At 37.6% G+C, this 20,520-nt stretch carries 23 protein-coding genes and 2 other annotated features; all 23 genes read right to left on the bottom strand.

What is annotated here, in order from left to right; translation table 11 throughout:
• Window positions 1-282: 282 nt before the first annotated feature.
• Window positions 283-882, bottom strand: coding sequence for a class I SAM-dependent methyltransferase (locus ABD814_RS04615; RefSeq protein ID WP_344910816.1), 600 nt, complete (start codon window positions 880-882; stop codon window positions 283-285).
• 144 nt (window positions 883-1,026) lie between these two features.
• The gene (gene rplL / locus ABD814_RS04610; RefSeq protein ID WP_344910813.1) at window positions 1,027-1,392 is read right to left on the bottom strand and encodes a 50S ribosomal protein L7/L12; all 366 of its coding nucleotides are present in this window, start codon (window positions 1,390-1,392) and stop codon (window positions 1,027-1,029) included.
• Window positions 1,393-1,443: 51 nt separating this feature from the next.
• Window positions 1,444-1,944, bottom strand: coding sequence for a 50S ribosomal protein L10 (gene rplJ, locus ABD814_RS04605; RefSeq protein ID WP_344910810.1), 501 nt, complete (start codon window positions 1,942-1,944; stop codon window positions 1,444-1,446).
• 43 nt (window positions 1,945-1,987) lie between these two features.
• Window positions 1,988-2,150 (bottom strand) — a sequence feature (ribosomal protein L10 leader region).
• 39 nt (window positions 2,151-2,189) lie between these two features.
• The gene (rplA, locus tag ABD814_RS04600) at window positions 2,190-2,888 is read right to left on the bottom strand and encodes a 50S ribosomal protein L1 (protein WP_344910809.1); all 699 of its coding nucleotides are present in this window, start codon (window positions 2,886-2,888) and stop codon (window positions 2,190-2,192) included.
• Window positions 2,889-3,060: 172 nt separating this feature from the next.
• Window positions 3,061-3,486 (bottom strand): 50S ribosomal protein L11, encoded by a 426-nt coding sequence (gene rplK, locus ABD814_RS04595; protein WP_344910807.1) that lies wholly within the window; start codon window positions 3,484-3,486, stop codon window positions 3,061-3,063.
• 211 nt (window positions 3,487-3,697) lie between these two features.
• Window positions 3,698-4,231 (bottom strand): transcription termination/antitermination protein NusG, encoded by a 534-nt coding sequence (gene nusG, locus ABD814_RS04590; protein WP_344910805.1) that lies wholly within the window; start codon window positions 4,229-4,231, stop codon window positions 3,698-3,700.
• Window positions 4,232-4,394: 163 nt separating this feature from the next.
• On the bottom strand, window positions 4,395-4,574 hold the full coding sequence (secE, locus tag ABD814_RS04585) for a preprotein translocase subunit SecE (protein ID WP_344910803.1): 180 nt from the start codon (window positions 4,572-4,574) through the stop codon (window positions 4,395-4,397).
• Window positions 4,575-4,636: 62 nt separating this feature from the next.
• Window positions 4,637-4,783: a 50S ribosomal protein L33 gene (rpmG, locus tag ABD814_RS04580; protein WP_344910801.1), complete on the bottom strand. Its 147-nt coding sequence runs from the start codon at window positions 4,781-4,783 to the stop codon at window positions 4,637-4,639.
• A gap of 81 nt (window positions 4,784-4,864) precedes the next feature.
• A complete protein-coding gene (gene sigH, locus ABD814_RS04575; protein WP_344910798.1) occupies window positions 4,865-5,524 on the bottom strand; it encodes an RNA polymerase sporulation sigma factor SigH in 660 nt (219 codons plus the stop codon).
• 71 nt (window positions 5,525-5,595) lie between these two features.
• Window positions 5,596-6,105, bottom strand: a complete 510-nt coding sequence (locus tag ABD814_RS04570) for an NYN domain-containing protein (RefSeq protein WP_344910795.1) — start codon at window positions 6,103-6,105, stop codon at window positions 5,596-5,598.
• Between the two features lie 4 nt (window positions 6,106-6,109).
• Window positions 6,110-6,853, bottom strand: a complete 744-nt coding sequence (gene rlmB, locus ABD814_RS04565) for a 23S rRNA (guanosine(2251)-2'-O)-methyltransferase RlmB (RefSeq protein WP_344910793.1) — start codon at window positions 6,851-6,853, stop codon at window positions 6,110-6,112.
• A gap of 4 nt (window positions 6,854-6,857) precedes the next feature.
• Window positions 6,858-7,256, bottom strand: coding sequence for a Mini-ribonuclease 3 (locus ABD814_RS04560; protein ID WP_344910791.1), 399 nt, complete (start codon window positions 7,254-7,256; stop codon window positions 6,858-6,860).
• Between the two features lie 2 nt (window positions 7,257-7,258).
• Complete coding sequence (cysS, locus tag ABD814_RS04555; protein ID WP_344910788.1) at window positions 7,259-8,650, bottom strand: cysteine--tRNA ligase; 1,392 nt, start codon at window positions 8,648-8,650, stop codon at window positions 7,259-7,261.
• Window positions 8,640-9,299: a serine O-acetyltransferase gene (cysE, locus tag ABD814_RS04550; RefSeq protein ID WP_344910786.1), complete on the bottom strand. Its 660-nt coding sequence runs from the start codon at window positions 9,297-9,299 to the stop codon at window positions 8,640-8,642. Before cysE ends, cysS begins: the two co-directional genes overlap by 11 nt.
• Window positions 9,300-9,356: 57 nt before the next feature.
• Window positions 9,357-9,582 (bottom strand) — a binding site (T-box leader).
• Window positions 9,583-9,614: 32 nt separating this feature from the next.
• Window positions 9,615-11,078, bottom strand: coding sequence for a glutamate--tRNA ligase (gltX, locus tag ABD814_RS04545; protein WP_344910783.1), 1,464 nt, complete (start codon window positions 11,076-11,078; stop codon window positions 9,615-9,617).
• Window positions 11,079-11,200: 122 nt separating this feature from the next.
• Window positions 11,201-12,310: a PIN/TRAM domain-containing protein gene (locus ABD814_RS04540; RefSeq protein ID WP_344910780.1), complete on the bottom strand. Its 1,110-nt coding sequence runs from the start codon at window positions 12,308-12,310 to the stop codon at window positions 11,201-11,203.
• 75 nt (window positions 12,311-12,385) lie between these two features.
• The gene (radA, locus tag ABD814_RS04535; protein WP_344910778.1) at window positions 12,386-13,753 is read right to left on the bottom strand and encodes a DNA repair protein RadA; all 1,368 of its coding nucleotides are present in this window, start codon (window positions 13,751-13,753) and stop codon (window positions 12,386-12,388) included.
• Between the two features lie 272 nt (window positions 13,754-14,025).
• Complete coding sequence (locus tag ABD814_RS04530; RefSeq protein WP_344910776.1) at window positions 14,026-16,461, bottom strand: ATP-dependent Clp protease ATP-binding subunit; 2,436 nt, start codon at window positions 16,459-16,461, stop codon at window positions 14,026-14,028.
• 17 nt (window positions 16,462-16,478) lie between these two features.
• Window positions 16,479-17,546 carry a protein-arginine kinase McsB gene (gene mcsB / locus ABD814_RS04525; RefSeq protein WP_344910773.1) on the bottom strand — a complete coding sequence of 356 codons (1,068 nt, stop codon included), beginning with the start codon at window positions 17,544-17,546 and terminating at the stop codon, window positions 16,479-16,481.
• A complete protein-coding gene (gene mcsA / locus ABD814_RS04520; RefSeq protein ID WP_344910771.1) occupies window positions 17,546-18,094 on the bottom strand; it encodes a protein-arginine kinase activator protein McsA in 549 nt (182 codons plus the stop codon). Before mcsA ends, mcsB begins: the two co-directional genes overlap by 1 nt.
• A 28-nt stretch (window positions 18,095-18,122) precedes the next feature.
• Window positions 18,123-18,584, bottom strand: coding sequence for a CtsR family transcriptional regulator (locus tag ABD814_RS04515; protein WP_344910769.1), 462 nt, complete (start codon window positions 18,582-18,584; stop codon window positions 18,123-18,125).
• Window positions 18,585-18,663: 79 nt separating this feature from the next.
• Window positions 18,664-19,320, bottom strand: a complete 657-nt coding sequence (locus tag ABD814_RS04510) for an MgtC/SapB family protein (RefSeq protein ID WP_344910911.1) — start codon at window positions 19,318-19,320, stop codon at window positions 18,664-18,666.
• Between the two features lie 144 nt (window positions 19,321-19,464).
• A complete protein-coding gene (locus ABD814_RS04505) occupies window positions 19,465-20,307 on the bottom strand; it encodes a DegV family protein (protein WP_344910767.1) in 843 nt (280 codons plus the stop codon).
• Window positions 20,308-20,520 lie beyond the last annotated feature (213 nt).

Here is a 20,520-nt window from a genome sequence, read left to right as displayed (position 1 = left end):
AATTTCTTAAGTATATTTAACCGATGTGTAACAGAAAGATTTTTCAACAAGTTCCCTTTATTTTGTGCGGACACATAAGTGATTAGTAGCCGTCAATAAATAGAGGATCCCACTTGACCTAACTCTTTAAAAATCAACCAAGCCCTCTACCCCGTTCTAACCATCTTGTCCATTCAATCACAAAAATATACATTTTATTTAAAATAACACTTGACAACAAAACATGCTACTGCCATCTTCTTATACTACCACAAGCTTATATTAGAGTCAAATACTCCCTGATTATTTTGTTGCTCGGATAATAAAATAGCCCTTTTCCTTAACAACAACTTCTACTTCTTGAAAAATTGATTCCATTTTCTTAATAGCAGAAGGCGCTCCCTGCTTTTTTTGGATCACGACCCATAACTCACCATCGGCACTAAGATATTGGTGCGCTTGCTCAAACATAGCGTGGACAACCTTTTTTCCAACCCGAATTGGCGGATTAGTCAAAACCACTGCATAGGAATGTTTCGGGAGTCCCGCAAACTGATCACTCAAAAAAACTTGAACATTGGTCAGTTTATTTGCCTCCGCATTTTCCTTCGCCAATTGAACGGCACGCTCATTAATATCACCCATGATGACTTGTCGATCTGGATATGCCATAGCAATTGATAATCCAATCGGGCCATATCCACAACCCATATCAACAATTGCACCCTCAACTTCCGGAAGTATGAACGCCTCGATCAAAGTTCTCGAACCAAAATCAACCGTATTTTTAGAAAAAACACCAGCATCACTTTTAAATGTTAACATTCGGTCTCGAAGTTTGTACGTCCATGTTTTTGGATTACTTTTTGTTTGGGGATGTTGCGTAAAGTATTGCTCAGACATAGTATTAGCACCTACTTTTTTGTTTGTGGTTTTCACTTCTGCTGGCTGACAATTGTTATCCTATCTTGATCACAACTCATTCACTTAAAAGTAGTAAACAAAGGCTCGCCTATATTAGACGAGCCTTTGTTATTTAATTAAAGCTTACTTTAATTCTACTGAAGCGCCTGCTTCTTCAAGTTTAGCTTTCATTTCTTCAGCTTCTTCTTTAGCTACGCCTTCTTTAATTGCACCTGGTGCTTTATCAACAAGGTCTTTTGCATCTTTCAAGCCAAGACCAGTGATTTCACGTACTGCTTTAACAACTTTAATCTTCGCTGAACCTACATCCGCAAGAACAACGTCAAATTCAGTTTTCTCTTCTTCTGCCGCTCCACCTGCTGCTCCACCTGCTACTGCAACAGGAGCTGCTGCTGTTACGCCAAACTCTTCTTCAATTGCTTTAACTAAATCATTTAATTCAAGAACTGACATTTCTTTAATCGCTTCAATAATTTGATCTTTAGACATTCTTTTTTCCTCCTAATAATTGTGTAAGTTTTTTAGATATTTCAAATCAGATTAAGCTTCTTGCTCTTCTTTTTGCTCTGCGATTGCTTTAGCTGCATAAGCAAAGTTTCGAACTGGTGCTTGAAGAACACTGAGTAACATAGATAGTAAACCTTCGTAGTTTGGAAGGTCTGCAAGTTCCTTGATTTGATCAAGTGTTACAATGTTTCCTTCAATAACGCCACCTTTAATTTCTAGATCTTTATGATCTTTAGCAAAGTTATTAATAATTTTTGCAGGAGCAACAACATCGTCTTGACTAAATGCGATTGCAGTTGGTCCAACTAAAATTTCATCTAACTCTGAAAGTTCAACTTCTGCTGCTGCACGGCGTGACATTGAGTTTTTGTAAACCTTATACTCAACACCAGCTTCACGAAGTTGCTTACGTAATTCAGTAACTTCCGCCACATCTAAACCACGATAATCAACTAAAACTGTTGATTGACTCTCGCGGAATTTAGTCGCAATTTCAGAAACAACTTGTTTCTTTTTATCCATAACCTTTGACATGATTCCACCTCCCATTTAATGTTCAACCATACCGTAAAATGAATTTAAAAATTAAAAACCCTTGCATCGATAGTAGACGCAAGGGAGAATGTGTGAACGATTGGGCAAATGTCATCCAGAGATAATCATCGCCTTTATCCAACACCTCGGTAGGTTATTAAGCTTCTTTCGGCCCCTACTGTCTACGGTATAACTATTATTTTAACCTAAGCTATTATAGCTGTATGTTATCATAAAGTCAAGGTTTATTTTGAAGTAAATTCAGCTGGGTCAATTTTAACGCCAGGACCCATCGTTGATGTTACAGCAATGTTGCGTAAGTAAATCCCTTTAGAAGATTGCGGCTTTGCTTTAACAATAACATCAGCAATTGCCTTAAGGTTATCTTCTAGTTGATCAAGTTCAAATGATGCTTTACCAATCGGCACATGCACGTTTGATTGTTTATCAACACGGTATTCTACTTTACCAGCTTTAATTTCTTGAACAGCTTTTTCAACTTCAAATGTTACTGTTCCTGTTTTAGGGTTTGGCATTAAGCCTTTAGGTCCTAAAACGCGGCCTAACTTACCTACTTCAGCCATCATATCAGGTGTAGCAACAATCACATCAAAACCTAACCAACCTTGATTGATTTTGTTAATCAGATCTTCATCTCCAACAAAGTCCGCGCCTGCAGCTTCAGCTTCCTTAGCTTTATCACCTTTAGCAAAGACTAGAACTGTTTGAGTTTTTCCTGTACCGTGTGGCAATACCATTGCGCCACGAAGTTGTTGATCTGCTTTTTTAGGATCTATTCCTAAACGGAAAGCAACCTCAACTGTTTCATCAAATTTTGCTGTTGCATTTTCTTTTACTAATTCAAGAGCTTCTTTAACGTCGTACGCTTTTGTACGGTCAACTGACTTCAAAGCTTCTTGTTGCTTTTTTGATTTTTTAGCCATTATTTTTCCTCCTAAGATGTGGTATTAACGGTTATACCTCCCACTTAATAAAGCGAGCCCACTTATCGCTAAGCGGGTGAGTTTAACTATGCCTCAGTTCTTTACCTGCAAAAAGGTTGCGCAATGGCAACTCAACCACCTACGCAACCCTCATCTCCAACATAAAACAAAATTAATCTTCGATCGTAATTCCCATACTGCGTGCAGTACCTTCGACCATCTGCATAGCCGCTTCTACATCAGCTGCGTTTAAATCTGGCATCTTCAATTCTGCGATTTCTTGTACTTTAGCACGCTTAACTGTAGCTACCTTGTTACGATTTGGTTCACCTGATGCCTTATCGATACCCGCCGCTTTTTTAAGCAATACAGCTGCCGGTGGAGTTTTGGTAATAAACGTAAATGAACGGTCTTCAAAAACCGAAATTTCTACCGGAATAATTAGTCCAGCTTGCTCCTGTGTTTGAGCGTTAAATTCTTTACAGAAACCCATGATGTTAATACCTGCCTGACCTAGTGCCGGTCCTACTGGTGGAGCTGGGTTTGCTTTACCTGCTGGAATTTGTAGTTTTACAACTTTAATTACTTTTTTAGCCACGAGACACACCTCCTTAAGTCCGTGATGTGGTCACAGGGTGTTAACCCTCCCACTCATGTTCATCTCTATTATTGTCTTGAAACTCGAGGCATAAAGAACATTAAGATTTTAGCATGTTCAACTTAATATTGCAAGAGCTGAACTCACTTATTATAAATAAAATTGTTCATCTTCCATCAAATCAGGAAACTTCCTTCTATCCTGAACTAGATTAAAGCTTTTCAACTTGTGTAAAATCAAGTTCGACTGGTGTTTCACGACCGAACATGTTAACAAGTACTTTGACCTTTTGACGGTCAGTATCGATCTGCTCAATGACACCAGTAAAATTACTAAACGGACCATCTGCAACTGTAACTGACTCACCAACTTCAAAGTCAACCTCAATTTCCGTTTCCTTCATACCCATGCGCTTAAGAATCATTTCTGCTTCTTCAGGCAATAGTGGGGTTGGCTTTGAACCTGATCCAGCTGAACCAACAAAGCCCGTTACTCCCGGAGTATTTCGAACGACATACCAAGAATCGTCCGTCATAATCATCTCAGCTAAAACATAGCCAGGGAAAACCTTTTTCATTGAGACTTTACGCTTACCTTGCTTCATCTCTGTTTCTTCTTCCTCAGGGACTAAAATACGGAAAATTTTATCTTCCATACCCATCGATGCAAGTCTTTTTTCTAAGTTCGTTTTTACTTTGTTTTCATAACCTGAATACGTATGAACGACATACCATTGTTTCTCCATCTTCAAACCTCCTTGTCCGTTAATCAAAATGACTCTCATCCATACAGATGAGCTTAACGATAATCATAATTTGTGATTAGTTTTCAATTTAAAAAAACCCGTTAACACGGGTTGTAAGTCACTCGATTTATACTTCTTTCATTATAACACAAAATCCACTCTGTTAATCAAAAAAGAGATTCAAAATTTGACTGATACCAAAATCGACAACCGTGAAAAATAGAGCGATTAAAACAACTGTTACAACGACGGTCACAGTATAGCGGTATAATTCTTGCTTACCTGGCCAAGAGACTTTTTTCATTTCTCGCGAAACATTTTTTAAAAATGATACAGCTTTCACAAGGAGTTCCTCCAAACATAAAATTTTTATCTATAAAATAATGATTTATTAATGCATTCAACTTATTTAGTCTCACGATGTAATGTATGTTGATTACATCTCTTACAAAATTTCTTCAGTTCTAATCGTTCAGGGCTTGCCGAACTTTTGTCAGAATGGTAATTTCGACTCCCACATACTTCACATGCAAGAGCTAGCTTCTTTTTCATATAATCACCTTATTATTAATCTAGCACATCTTCTAATGTAGCACGCTTGTTAAACCGTGTCAACGTTCGCTTTCAATTCAATTATAACTCCGCTCCCGCTACATCTAAATAGCGTTCGAGTTTTTTCTTAACACGTGTAAGGGCATTGTCAATTGCTTTAGTATGTCGATTTAACTCAACTGATATCTCTTGGTATGTTCGACCATCTAAGTACAAATAAAGCACATCACACTCAAAGCGACTGAGTAGTTTAATAATCTTCCCTTCAACTAAACAACGGTTTTCTTGATTAATGATTAGCTCTTCAGGATCATCTATTTTCTCGACATTTGTTAAAACATCTAATAACGTTCGCTCAGATTCTTCATCGTAGATTGGCTTATCTAATGAAACATAGGAGTTAAGTGGAATGTGCTTTTGCCTTGTAGCAGCTTTAATCGCCGTGATAATCTGCCTCTTAATACAAAGATCTGCAAAGGCACGAAACGAGGTTTGATGTTTATCTTTATAATCACGAACAGCTTTATAGAGTCCGATCATTCCTTCTTGAACGATATCCTCATGGTCTGCCCCAATCAAAAAATATGCACTTGCTTTTATCCTGACGAAAGGTCGATATTTTTGAATTAAGAAATCAACAGCTTGGCTATTTCCTTGGCGAATAAGCGTGATAATTTCACTATCATCAAGCTGATCAAAAGATATGAATTGATTGTTCACACCGTGAAGCTGTTTCTCCAACCCAAACTCCCCCTGAACTATCTAATAGAAATATTATACAGTAAGCGCTTAACTTCCGTCAACTAGTGGTTTTAATGCCTCCCACGTCTCATTTTCTCAAATTGGTCCAGAATATCCTGATTTATCGGGAGAGATCGCCCTTTTTTTTGCGTTTCAAAGCTTCTAAGGTCATTAGAAATTTCTTTTTTTATTTGATTCACTTCTATTGCTAATTCACGCGCTGACTTACGGTAGGCACCTTGTTGAAAGATTGTCCGCTGTTCAGTAAAGTCGCTCGTAGCAACATATACTTTTGTTTGAACATTGATAATTTGTTTGACTAGTCGCTCAATACACTGATCTGCCGTTTCTTTTTCTTTCGTATAAATAATCTCAATATTATATTTTGAATCCTTTGTCTCTAGACCTTTAACTTCATACGCATCAAAAACAATTATTACTCGAATTCCTTGATACGCCTGATAATCAGCCATTTTTTCGATTAACAATTGACGCGCTTGATCAAGGTCAACATCGCGTAATTCTTTGAGCTCGTCCCAATCACCGATAATATTATAGCCATCGACTAATAAGACATCCATCTGCTTAATCCCCCAAAGGGCTACGCTTTCGGAAAACTTCATACATCAAGACACCAGATGCGACAGATGCATTTAGTGATGAGACTTGACCTTTCATCGCTAAGTTCACAGTCCAGTCACATTTATCCCGAACAAGACGGCTGATTCCTTTTCCTTCATTACCAATGACTAAGGCTAAGGCAAGATCGCCTTCTAGTTCGCGATAGTCTTTATCTGCATCCATATCTGTCCCGATCACCCAGACATGTCGAGATTTTAATTCTTCGATTGTTTGTGCCATGTTTGTGACTCGAGCAACTGGAACATATTCGATTGCACCAGCCGATGTCTTTGCGACAACACTCGTTAAACCAACTGCTCGATTTTTTGGAATAATTACACCATGTACACCTGTTGCATCAGCCGTTCGTAAAATAGAACCTAAATTATGTGGGTCTTCAATGCCATCCAATAGCATAAAGAAAGGTAGCTCTCCCTTTTCCTCTGCTCTAGCAAATAAATCATCGATTGTCGCATAATCATATGCTGCTACAGCGGCTACTAAACCTTGATGTTTACCACTTGCTAATTGATCGAGCTTTTGTTTTGGGACTCGCTTAATCTGGACGCCTTGCTTTCTAGCGAGCTTTTGAATCTCGTCAATTGAATTTGGATTTACGTAGTCTCCAATGAATAATTTATTAATCGCCCGGCCAGACCTAAATGCTTCTGTAATTGGATTTTTGCCGATTAGCCATTCTTCATTCATCTGTTTATCTTCCTCTCTCAACAAAAGTGATTGCTTGTTCGATTAATTCATTTAATCTTGTTTGATTATCTGTATAATAATGAAAGCCTAGTAGCGCTTCAAAAGCTGTACTATAACGGTAGGTCATAATATCTGTGTTTTTAGGAACTGATCCTGCCTTCGCATTCCGACCACGCCTAACGACACCTTCTTCTTCTTCATCCAACGCTTTTGTTTCAAGCCAGTAGCGCAAAACTTTAGCTTGAGCTTTTGCCGCTACATATTTAATCGCATTTTGGTGCAAGTCATTTACTTTCGCATGGTGATTACGAATTAAATAATCACGCACGTAAACCTCATAGATTGCGTCACCCATATAAGCGAGCGCTAAGCTTTTCATTTGTTTCACTTCATTGACCTTCATGCTTATCCTCTTTTCCAACGAGTTCCTTGAGCGGTATCTTCCAAAATAATCGACTGTTCTTTTAGCAACTCACGAATTTCATCTGCTCTGGCAAAGTTTTTAGCTGCACGTGCCTCATCGCGCTCGACTAATAATTGATCAATCTCTTCATCAATTAGCTCATCTTGTAACGTTAGATTGAGCCCTAATATAGAGAAAAACTGATCAAACAGAGTAAGAAAACTGGCTAAGCTTGCTTTCGTTACTTCTGGGTTTTCGATTGCTAAGTTTGCCTCTTTTACTAGTTCATAGAGCACACTAATCGCATTTGCCGTATTGAAGTCATCATTCATTTCATTAATAAACTCATCTTTAATTTGTAATAGTTTTGCTTGATATTGCTCGTCACCTTCACTTGCACTGCCCATTCGGTAATGAACGTTTTGATAACTATTTACAATTCGGTCAAAACCTTGCTTTGATTGATTAATTAATGCGTCGTTAAAATTAATTGGTTGACGGTAATGGACACTGAGCATAAAGAAGCGAATCAATTCTGGGCGATATTGTTTAATCAGATCACGAGCTAAAACAAAATTCCCTAGTGATTTCGACATCTTTTCGTCATCAATCGTAATATAGCCATTATGAAGCCAGTAGTTAGCGAATTTTTTGCCGTTACGTGCTTCTGATTGTGCAATTTCATTTTCATGATGTGGGAAGGTCAAATCTTGACCACCAGCATGAATATCAATCGTTGCACCTAAGTGTTTTTTTGCCATCACTGAACATTCAATATGCCAACCCGGACGACCTTCTCCCCATGGTGATGACCAGGCAATTTCTCCCTGTTTAGCAGCTTTCCACAATGCAAAATCGAGTGGATCTTTTTTATGCTCGTCGACTTGGATTCGTGCACCCGCTCGTAAATCATCAAGCGGCTGGGCAGATAGCTTGCCGTAGTTTTTAAATTCACGTGTCTTATAATAAACATCACCATTTACTTGATAGGCAAAACCTTTTTCAATTAAATCAGCGATAAACTGGATGATTTCATCGATCGTTTCCGTCACTCTCGGATGATGGGTAGCCGGGCGAACACCTAATGCACCAACATCCTCTTTATACGCAGTGATAAATCGATTCGTTAGTGTTTCAACATCTTCATTTAATTGTTTTGCTTCATTGATAATCTTGTCATCAATGTCTGTAAAATTTAACAAGTATTTTACGTCATAGCCGCGGTACTCCAAATAACGTCGAATCGTATCAAACACAATCGCCGGTCGTGCGTTACCGATATGAATATAATTATAAACCGTTGGACCACAGACATACATTTTTACCTGCTTTGGATCGATCGGTTGAAAGATCTCTTTTTTTCGTGTCAATGTATTATACATCTTAATCGTCATCTTGCTTCTCTCCCTTAATTACATCTAACTCTTGCTTAATCTTCTTAACTTCTGCTTGTAATTCAACAATATAATCATCAATCGGATCTGGTAGTTTGTTATGGTCAAGTTTTTGATCAACACGCTTGCCATTTTGGACAACAACATGACCAGGAATCCCTACTACTGTCGAATAGTCTGGAACATCTTTAAGCACGACAGAGCCTGCTCCAACTTTAGAATACGCACCAATCGTGATTGACCCTAACACTTTAGCTCCTGTAGCAATAAGGGCATGATCTTTAATCGTTGGGTGGCGTTTGCCCCTTTCCTTTCCAGTCCCACCTAATGTGACACCTTGATAGATCGTAACGTTATCACCAATTTCACACGTTTCTCCAATCACAACCCCCATCCCGTGGTCAATGAAAAAACGACGACCAATCTGAGCACCTGGATGGATCTCTATGCCTGTAAAGAATCGAGCAAATTGTGAAATGATCCGAGCAAAAAAGAAGAACTTCTTTCGATAAAAGAAATGTGCAATTCGATGAAGCCAAAGCGCATGTACACCCGAATAGGTAAAAATAACTTCTAAATATGAACGTGCAGCTGGATCTTGATCGAAAACAACTTGAATATCTTCTTTTATTCGTTTAAAAAAGGCCATTTCTAACACCTCCAAACTAATTAAAAACGACAAAAAGGCGTCTTTGTGTATTCAATACACAGAGACGCCTTGGTAAACGCGGTTCCACTCTGTTTAGATTAAGCATGTGTAGCCTAATCTCAACTTACACTCAGCTAACGGTGAGTTGCCGCTTTTACTTACTGATCTGTTCAGTAAAAGACTCCGAGGTGCATAAAATTAGTCTGCTTAAAATCACTTTCAGCCGAGGTGATTTTCTCTAAATAAGCATTGAACCAATTTCTATCCTCTTCTACATTTTATGATTATTTATATGCGTGTCAGATTGATTCGTGATTAAAAGCTAACTAACACGTCATCTAATCGTGTCAGGACCGTTTCTTTGCCTAATAGATAAATGGCATTTGGTAACTCTGGACCATGTAATTGACCTGTTGTTGCAACACGAATCGGCATGAATAATTTTTTACCTTTTTGTTGTGTTTCTTTTTGAGTTGCCTTAACAGCAGTTTTTATTGCTTGGGGCTCCCAATTTTCTAACTCTGTTAATTTATTTTTAAAGACATTTAATACTTCAGCAACTTGTTCTTCAGCTAAAACAGCTTGTGCATCTTCATTATAACTGATCTTCGTTTGGAAGAAAAGCTCGGTTAATTCAACAATCTCAGCACCGTAACTCAGTTGATCTTTGTATAGAGCGATTAAGTTAATCGCCCAAGCCTTCGTTTCTTCGTCCGCATCAGCTGAGATTCTTCCCGCTTCAATTAAATGAGGCAGTGTTAGTTCATTCACTTGATCAGCAGTTAATGTTTTAATGTATTGATTATTCATCCACTGCAATTTTTTCGAATCAAAAATTGCCGCTGATGTTGACAATCTACTTGGATCAAATATTTTAATAATTTCTTCCTTAGTGAAAATCTCTTCTTCACCGACTGGCGACCAGCCTAATAAAGTAATGAAGTTAAACATCGCTTCTGGTAAGTAGCCTAAGTTATGATATTGTTCAATAAACTGGACAACATCTTGATCGCGTTTACTTAACTTCTTCCGTGCTTTATTTAAAATCAATGTCATGTGACCATATTTAGGAATCTCCCAATTAAATGCGTCAAAGACCATCATTTGTTTTGGTGTATTGGAAATGTGTTCTTCACCACGTAATACGTGGCTAATCTCCATTAAGTGATCATCAATTGCAACAGCAAAGTTATAAGTTGGGATCCCATTCTTCTTCACAATGACCCAGTCACCAAAGTCACTTGATTCAAAGGTAATGTCACCTCTAACAATATCGTTAAATGTATAGGTTACATCCTTCGGCACTCTAAAACGAATACTCGCCTCGCGACCTTCTGCTTCAAATTGGGCAATTTGCTCTGCTGTTAAATTCGCATGTGCACCTGAATACTTTGGCACTTGACCATTTGCACGCTGCTCTTCTCGTTCTTTGTCTAACTCTTCTTCTGTCATATAGCATTTATAAGCTAAGTCACGTTCAAGTAATTGGTCAACATATTTTTGATAGATATCTAACCGTTCAGTTTGTCGATATGGGCCATAGTCACCACCGATATCAGCAGCTTCATCCCACTCCAAACCAAGCCACTTTAAATAATTAAGTTGACTTTCTTCTCCACCCTCAACATTTCTCTTCTCATCTGTATCTTCCGTTCGAATAATAAATTCTCCGCCGAAGTGCTTAGCAAATAGATAATTAAATAGTGCAGTTCTAGCATTTCCAATATGCAAGTCACCTGTAGGGCTCGGTGCATACCGTACTCGTACTTTTTTTGTCATGAGCTAACTTCCCCTTTCAATCACGATTACTATTTGAATTTCTTTATCTCGATTTTCACTGATCATCAGAAAAAGTGATAACGCTTGTTATCACTTTCTCTCCTCTATTATTTATACCCTTTTTAGAGCGCTTTTTCAAGTGCTTTCGGTTTTGCGAAAATCATTCTTCCTGCTGATGTCTGTAATACACTCGTAATAATGACGTCAATCGCTTCACCAATAAAGTTTCTACCTTCCTCAACAACGATCATTGTCCCATCATCTAAATAAGCAACACCTTGATCATGCTCTTTTCCATCCTTAATCACTTGGACTTTGAGTAATTCACCCGGTAAAACAACTGGCTTAACAGCATTTGCTAAATCATTGATATTTAGAACTTGGACATTTTGAAACTCACAAACCTTGTTTAAATTAAAGTCATTTGTCACAACAATGCCATCAACAAGCTTTGCCAACTTGACCAGCTTGCTATCTACTTCTTGAGTATCTTCAAAATCACCTTCGTACATCTCAATATTCTTCGTTGCATCTTTTTGTAGTCGATTTAATATATCTAAACCTCGACGACCACGATTTCGTTTTAATGCATCAGATGAATCCGCAATGTGTTGGAGCTCTTGTAATACAAATTGAGGAATAATAATTGTTCCTTCAATAAAATGCGTTTGACAAATATCTGCAATGCGACCATCGATTATCACACTTGTATCAAGAATTTTTGGTTTTGGTCCATGCTGATGATGCCGTTCTTCATCTGTTGTTAATTTTTGATCCTTATCTTTTTTTGCTAAAGTCATAATATTTAAAATTTCATCACGACGTTTAAAACCGACTTGGAAACCTAGATAACCAAATAAACCCATCGTAAAGAGTGGTACCGTTTGAGAAACAACTAAGATCTGGAGTTCATAAATCGGTTGATAAATTAAGTATGCAATCAGTAAACCAATCGTTAGACCGATACCACCAAATAGCAAATTAATTAACGGCGCACCTAGTAAAGCTTTTTCTAAATATTGAACAAATGAAACGATATAATCGACAAGCCAAAAAGATAATAAATATAAAATAATTGCACCAAGAATTAAACCGATATATGGAGCAACAAATGGCTGATCAATCCACGTTCCTTTCGTAAAGCCAATGATTTGGAACAAAAATGGTAAGTAGAGAAAGCCGATTGTCCCTCCAGCAATAATAATAAATAACTGAACAATTCTTCTTAGCACATTTTTTCACCTCCTAGTTATTATAATCCCCAATATTAGATAAATTTAACCTTCTTTTTTCAAAAAATACTAGATTTACTCTTGTAAAGTCACTTTCAATGCTTCTTGAATTGAATCAACACCGATAATTTCAATTGAATCGGGTGTTTGCAGTCCATCTAAATTACGTGCCGGAATAATTGCTCGCTTAAACCCAAGCTTATTAGCCTCCTGTATCCGTTGTTCAATTCTAGAGACACGACGGATTTCCCCAGTCAAGCCGACTTCTCCAATTAAAACATCGTAGGGAGAGCAAGCTTTTCCTTTAAAACTAGAAGCAATACTGATCGCGACTGCTAAGTCTATCGCTGGTTCATCCAATTTGATTCCACCAGCAACTTTCACATATGCATCTTGATTTTGCATTAATAAACCGACTCGCTTTTCTAGAACGGCCATCAGCAATGGCACTCGATTATGATCAATCCCTGTTGCCATTCGCCGAGCCTGACCAAAACTTGTTGGTGAGATTAAAGATTGGATCTCAACAAGGACGGGACGTGTGCCTTCCATCGAAGCTACGACAGTTGATCCTGCCACTCCTTGTGATCGTTCTTCTAAAAATATTTCTGACGGATTTAATACTTCTTTAAGCCCGGATTCCTTCATCTCAAAAATACCCATTTCATTCGTGCTACCAAAACGGTTTTTGACACCCCGCAAAATGCGGTATGTATGATGTCGTTCACCCTCAAAGTAAAGAACAGTATCTACCATATGCTCAAGCATTCTTGGACCAGCAATTGCACCTTCTTTTGTCACATGACCAACGATAAAGATAGGGATATGCTTTGTTTTGGCAATTCGCATCAAATCTCCTGTACATTCACGTACTTGAGAGACACTTCCTGGAGCACTTGTCACCTCATCTTTAAATATCGTTTGAATTGAGTCAATCACAACAAGTGTCGGCTCTAGCTGTTCAATCTGCGCAGAAATCAAGCTCATATTCGTTTCAGACAGGACATACAATTGATCAGACGTAACACCAAGTCGGTCTGCACGTAATTTCGTTTGACGTACAGATTCCTCTCCAGAAATATAAAGGACTGAATGGTCTTGATTAGCTAACTGATCTGAAATTTGGAGTAATAATGTTGATTTACCGATACCTGGGTCTCCACCAATTAGAACGAGTGAACCCGGAACTACACCACCACCAAGAACTCGATTAAGTTCTGGCATCTTTGTTTTCATTCTAGCTTCTTCTTTTGTTTCTATCGCAGTTATTTTTTCAGGTCTTTGTTTACTGTCTTGTCCTAAACCACGATGCTTTGAAGTGGTTTTCACGACTAGTTCTTCTTCTAATGTATTCCACTGATTACAACTGGGGCATTTCCCCATCCATTTTGGTGTTTCATAGCCACAATCACGACAAACGAAGCTCGTTCTTTTTTTTGCCATGCACATTCCCCTTTCATTCATTATACGCTATATTGAACTTACAAATATTACATACAGGTTAATTATCTGTGTAAAAATAGTGTAATCATTGCAAATTTGTAACGAGATTAACTCGGATTGAGACAATATTTGACCTGAGCGGTTACTTTAGTCGTTTCATCTATTATATGTAAAAGAAAGCAAAAGGTAAAGATTACCTTTCGCTTTTCTAACTAATAGAGAGAAGATATTTGCCTGACACACCTTATCATGCATTCATAATGATCAATTTCTCACTTATTTAATATGATAAACTTGCCATTGCTGCTTAGTCCAATCCGGACCTGCTCGTCTTTACTAATTTCTCCTCTTAACAGGGCTTCAGACAGGAGATCCTCGATATTCTTTTGAATCGAACGACGTAGCGGTCGTGCCCCATATTCCGGATCAAATCCTTCTTCAGCAATCTTTTCAATCCCTTTAGCTGATAATGTAAAGTTTAGACCTTGTTCAGCCAATCGACTCTGTAATTGCTTAATCATTAATGTGACGATGTCTTTCATATGCTTCCGTTCAAGCGCATGGAAGACAATCGTTTCATCGATTCGATTTAAGAACTCCGGACGGAATGCTTTTTTCAATGCATCTGTTACTTTTGCTTTCATCTGCTTATGATCCGCTTGTTGATCACCAATATTGAAGCCAACAAATTTATTCGCTTGAAGCTCACTTGCTCCAACGTTCGATGTCATAATTAAAACCGTATTTCTAAAGTCGACTAGTCTTCCTTTTGAGTCTGTTAAACGACCATCTTCTAAAACTTGCAGCAAAATATTAAACACTTCTGGATGTGCTTTTTCAATCTCATCGAGTAAAACAACAGAGTACGGCTTGCTCCGGACTTTCTCAGTTAATTGACCACCTTCTTCATGTCCAACATACCCTGGAGGTGAACCAACTAGACGTGATGTCGTATGCTTTTCCATATACTCAGACATATCAATCCGGATCATCGCATCCTCATCACCGAACATCGCCTCTGCTAATGCACGGGCTAATTCCGTTTTTCCGACACCCGTAGGGCCTAAGAAAATAAATGAACCAATTGGACGCTTTGGATCTTTTAGTCCAGCACGTGCGCGTCTGATCGCTTTAGATACTGCAGTCACGGCTTCAGCTTGACCAATTAGTCGATTGTGCAAAATGTTTTCCAGATTCAATAACCGTTCTGTTTCATCTTTAGTTAACGAATCGACAGGTACTCCCGTCCAATTTGATACAACTGAGGCAATGTCTTCAACGACAACGCGAGAGTCTTCTTTACCTTGTTTTTCCGCCCATTTTTCTGTAGTTTTTTCTAATTCTTTTCGTAGTTTTTGTTCTTGATCACGTAATGAGGCCGCCTTTTCAAATTCTTGACTTTGAACAGCCGCATCTTTTTCTTTTCTAACTTCAGATAATTTTTGCTCTAATTCTTTTAAATTTGATGGTGCGGTATATGAACGCAAACGCACTTTTGACCCCGCTTCATCAATTAAGTCAATCGCTTTATCTGGTAAGAAACGATCGGTAATATAACGGCTTGATAACTGAACAGCAGCCTCAATTGCCTCATCAGTAATTGTGACACGATGATGTGCTTCGTAACGATCACGAAGTCCTCTTAAGATCTCAATTGACTCTTCTGTTGTTGGTTCGTCCACCTTGATTGGTTGGAACCGTCGCTCTAGTGCTGCATCTTTTTCAATATATTTTCGATATTCATCAATTGTTGTTGCACCGATACACTGTAATTCACCTCTAGCTAATGATGGCTTTAATATATTTGAAGCATCTATTGCGCCTTCTGCCCCACCAGCGCCAATTAACGTGTGCAGTTCATCAATAAATAAAATCACATTACCGGCTTGACGAATTTCTTCCATTACTTTCTTTAATCGGTCTTCAAATTCTCCTCGATATTTCGTACCGGCAACAACCGTTCCCATATCTAGCGTCATCACACGTTTATCTCGTAATGTTTCAGGGACGTCATTATTAATAATTTGTTGGGCTAATCCTTCTGCCACTGCAGTTTTTCCAACACCAGGTTCACCAATTAAAACTGGGTTGTTCTTCGTACGACGACTCAACACTTGAATGACGCGTTCAATTTCCTTCTCCCGACCAATCACTGGATCAACATTACCTTCTTTAGCGATCTGTGTTAAATCACGTGCCAACGAGTCCAGCGTCGGTGTACTAGCGGGGTTGTTACTTTGTGTATGTCTTGCTTGGCCTTTACGGACAGGCTCATTGCTGCCCAACAGTTGTAAAACCTGCTGTCTCGCTCGGTTGAGACTAACATCTAGATTATTTAACACTCGAGCTGCAATCCCTTCACCTTCTCGAATTAAACCTAGTAATATATGCTCTGTTCCAACATAAGTGTGACCAAGTTTTCTCGCTTCATCCATTGATAACTCAATCACTTTCTTAGCTCTCGGTGTATAGTGAACTGTTTTTGGTCCCTTTTGTCCAACACCTATTAAAGCCTCTACTTCTTCTTGAATTTTATTTTTTTCTAAATCTAATGCGTGAAGTGCTTTAGCAGCGATCCCTTCACCTTCTCGAATTAATCCTAGTAATATGTGTTCAGTTCCAATATTGTTATGTCCTAATCGTATCGCTTCTTCTTGTGAAAGCGCCAAAACCTTCTGCGCTCTCTCTGTAAATCTACCAAACATCATTGATGCATCTTCCTCCTTTACTTATCTTCAATACTTAAACGTTCTCGAATAATACTTGCCCGTTTAACATCACGCTTTTCAGGTGTCAGAATCTCTTGAGTATATTGTTGTAAAAAACCGGGCTGTGTTAAAATCATTAATTCATTGATAGCTGTCGTTGATAAATCTTGAATATAACCAAGGTCTATCGCTAGCCGTAAATCTGATAAACATTTGGCAGCTTCTTGCGATTCAATCACCCGACTATATTTTAACGTACCGTATGATCTAAAAATCCGATCCTCCAACCGAATACCTGACTGTTCAATGAGTGATTGTCTTGCTTTACGCTCATAATTAATCAATTGTTTAACAACACTATGGAGGTCGTGAATGATATCTTGCTCTGATCGACCTAAAGTGACTTGATTAGAAATTTGATAAACATTTCCGTGGGCTTTACTACCCTCACCATAAATCCCTCTTACAACTAAACCGAGTTGATGAATTGCTGGAAGCATCTTTCTCACTTTACCCGTTAATGTCAGTGCAGGTAAATGCATCATAACCGAAGCTCGAAGTCCCGTACCTACATTTGTTGGACAACTTGTTAAATATCCCCGCTCTTGATCAAATGCATAATCAATTTTTGCTTCTAACCAATCATCAATTTTAAATGCCTCTGTCAGACCACGTTCAAGTTGTAAACCCGGGAGATAAAGTTGTAATCGAATATGATCCTCTTCATTAACCATAATTGATACTTGCTCATTTTTTGAGAGTAAGACACCACTTACTTTATCCCTCTCGGCTAATAATGGGCTAATTAGATGTTTTTCCACTAAAATTTGCTTTTCTAGTTGCTGTAAACTTGCCATATCAAAATATTCTAAGTTTTTATATTCTAAAAAAGACTGATGATTAAAATGTTCTTTTAACCAATTGGAAACGATCTGAAGCTTAGTATCATCTGCCTTTAATGGGAAAGGCACATCTGTAAAATTTCTTGCTAAGCGAATTCGTGTGCTTAATACGATGTCATGGTCTGGACCTTGCTCTTGCATCCAAGGACTTATCGCCTGATCAATAAAAGACTGTAATGACATTAAAGCTCATCTCCTTTTTTGGCAGAAGATTTCCCTTCTTGTTCTAAATCTTTAATTTTATCACGTAGTTCTGCGGCCTCTTCAAATTTCTCCTCTTTAACAAGCTCTTGTAGTTGATCACGATAATTTTGAATTAATCGCTGATGCTGCAAGTGAACATGTTGTCGCTTAGGTATTCTCCCAGTATGACCCGTATTTCCACTATGAACCCTTCTAAAAATAGGATTTAAAAATGATGAAAATGTTTGATAACACTTTGAACAACCGAATTTACCAATTTTATTAAACTGTTGATAAGTCATTTGGCATTGCGGACATGTCAATTGATGTTCCGCACGGTGATCTGGTTCTGCTTTTGTAGTTGGATTCGCTTGAACATTGAAGAATCCACTAAGTAAATCGTGAATCGTATATGACTCTTCATCTGCATCTAGATACCCTTTTTCTATAGCACACTGTTGGCAGAGATGAATTTCTGTTTTTTGACCATTAAGATAATTAGTTAAATGAACGGATACTTCTCGTTGTTGACAAACTTCACATTTCAAATGATAACCCTCCTTACGAGTGTAAAATTTAGTTATGTTTTAATGCTCTCAACATCGCAACTAAAACTCGGGAACGTAACTCATCACGAACTGGCAACTTAAATGCCAAAACTTCTCGATCGATTGCATTTATCATTAGCTTGGCTTCTCTAATTGAAATATACTCTTGTTCATACAATCTTTCAATTACAGCAACAGCCACACGTTGATCTACACTTGGTCTAACCAAATCAATCAATTCATCAATTAAGTTATTCTTACTATTCACCGCCATACGTTGAATCCGAATATAGCCACCACCACCACGCTTACTCTCAACATGATAACCCTTTTCCGGTGTGAACCTAGTGTTGATGACATAATTAATTTGAGAAGGAACACATGCAAATTGATCAGCAATCTCACTTCGTTTGATTTCAACAGTTTTATGTTTATTTCGTTCAATAATTTGTTTCAAATGCGCCTCTATTACATCTGAAATATTACGCATCTTATTTCTCCTCCTGCTTGACTTTGACTATATTTGACCATAGTTATATTTTATACTGCTTCTAGTTCAGATGCAAATATTATACTGTTTTTGTATCTCGAACTTGTTTAACGTGTTCAATAGCTAATAAATCATGGTAGAGCTGATCAATAACTGTTGTTTTACCAGGCAATAAATCCAGCGTAATCACAGTATCTTCTTGATTAGTTTTTTCAAAATTTATATTGCTTACTTCAACATTATGATCATTAAATTGCGAAAAAATACGATCGATGACTTTAATATTTGTAACCGTTATTAGTAAATAATTTCGATTGTCTTTTTTATTAATCAATTTTTCAACATTGTTAAGAAAAAACAAACTAAAAATAATAATTACTGTTGTTAATATTGCAATTTCAATCATGCCTACTCCAACGACTAAGCCTAAACCAGCAACAGCCCAAATTGATGCAGCGGTCGTTAATCCTTTTACATTGACACCAGTGACAATAATCGTTCCTGCACCTAAAAAACCAATCCCACTAATTACGTATGATGGGATTCTCGCAGGATCAAATCTAATGAACTCTGGAAATGAATCGCTATATTCTTCAAAACCGTACAATGACAAAAGCATCATTAGACATGAACTTACCCCTACAAGGATGTGTGTTCTAAAGCCAGCTGAATGCTTATTGATTTCTCTTTCAAATCCAATTAAACCGGATAATACTATTACTAACAAGAGTCTCATGCTCATAATAAAAAAGTCAGAGTTAAAAATTTCATTCATGTTGCTCACATTTCCTTTATAATTAAATTTTAGCACCGATTTTTACTATACAATTGAAAGAAAAATAAATAGACTCCAGTACGGAAATCTATTTATTATTACAGCTTAAATCTTCAACCAAGATATTGCCATTGTACCATGTCCTGTATGGATTCCAGCCACAGGCACTAATGGTTCTACTCTAATTTTTAAATTTTCATATAAATGTTTCAGTTCATCTTTCCATTGTTCAGCTAATTCTTTAGCTCCAGCATGCATTATTCCAATTTCATCTACTCGACCACTTCGGTAGACTTCTTCAATCTTTTGAAACAAATGTTTCACTGCTTTTTTCTGACTTCTTATTTTCTCTTCAACAATCACTTTACCATTATCAAATTGGAGGATTAAATTAATTTTTAATAAATTTGCAAAAACTGCTTGAGTTGTGCTCACACGACCACTACGCTTCAACTGTTCCAAACTTCTCGGTAATAAATACATTTCAGTTTGATCTGGATACGTTTTTAGGACACGAACGATTTCATCATAAGACTTACCCTCTTGCTCCATTTGAATTCCCTTTTTAATCATCTTACCAAGTGCATAAGAACCGATTTTAGAATCAATAACTTCTACTTGAAAGTCTTCCATCTTTGCCGCACTCATTGAACTTTGATACGTACCTGTTAATTGGCTTGATGCATGAAGAGCAATACCAATTTCGTATTCATCTTTTAGCCTTTTATATAACTCAACAAATTCGCCAAATGGTGGTTGACTTGTCTTTGCACCCTCACCATGTTGTTGAAGTAGCTGATATACTTCATCTTTGGTAATATCAATATCCTCACGATAAGATATATTATTAATAATCACAATCATTGGTAGGACAAATATATTATGCTGATCAATAAAGTCCTGTGATAAACCACACGTACTATCCGTAATCCAAGCAATTTTTTTCATAATAAAGCCTCTCTTTTTCATCAATTTAATTGGAAATTCATTAAATTACTTTCACATATTTCTAGTGTGCTGTACTTTAAAGTTTCCACTATAATCAGTATATGTTAGATGATCTGTGACTTGCAACTATCTCTCTTTAATAAATTGAGATAGGGGGAGGTGACTAACCTCCGTCCCTCTCACACCACCGTACATACGGTTCTCGTATACGGC

The organism is Amphibacillus indicireducens, assembly GCF_039539605.1.
Lineage (GTDB): Bacteria > Bacillota > Bacilli > Bacillales > Amphibacillaceae > Amphibacillus > Amphibacillus indicireducens.
This window is presented reverse-complemented; position numbering and strand designations above follow the sequence as displayed.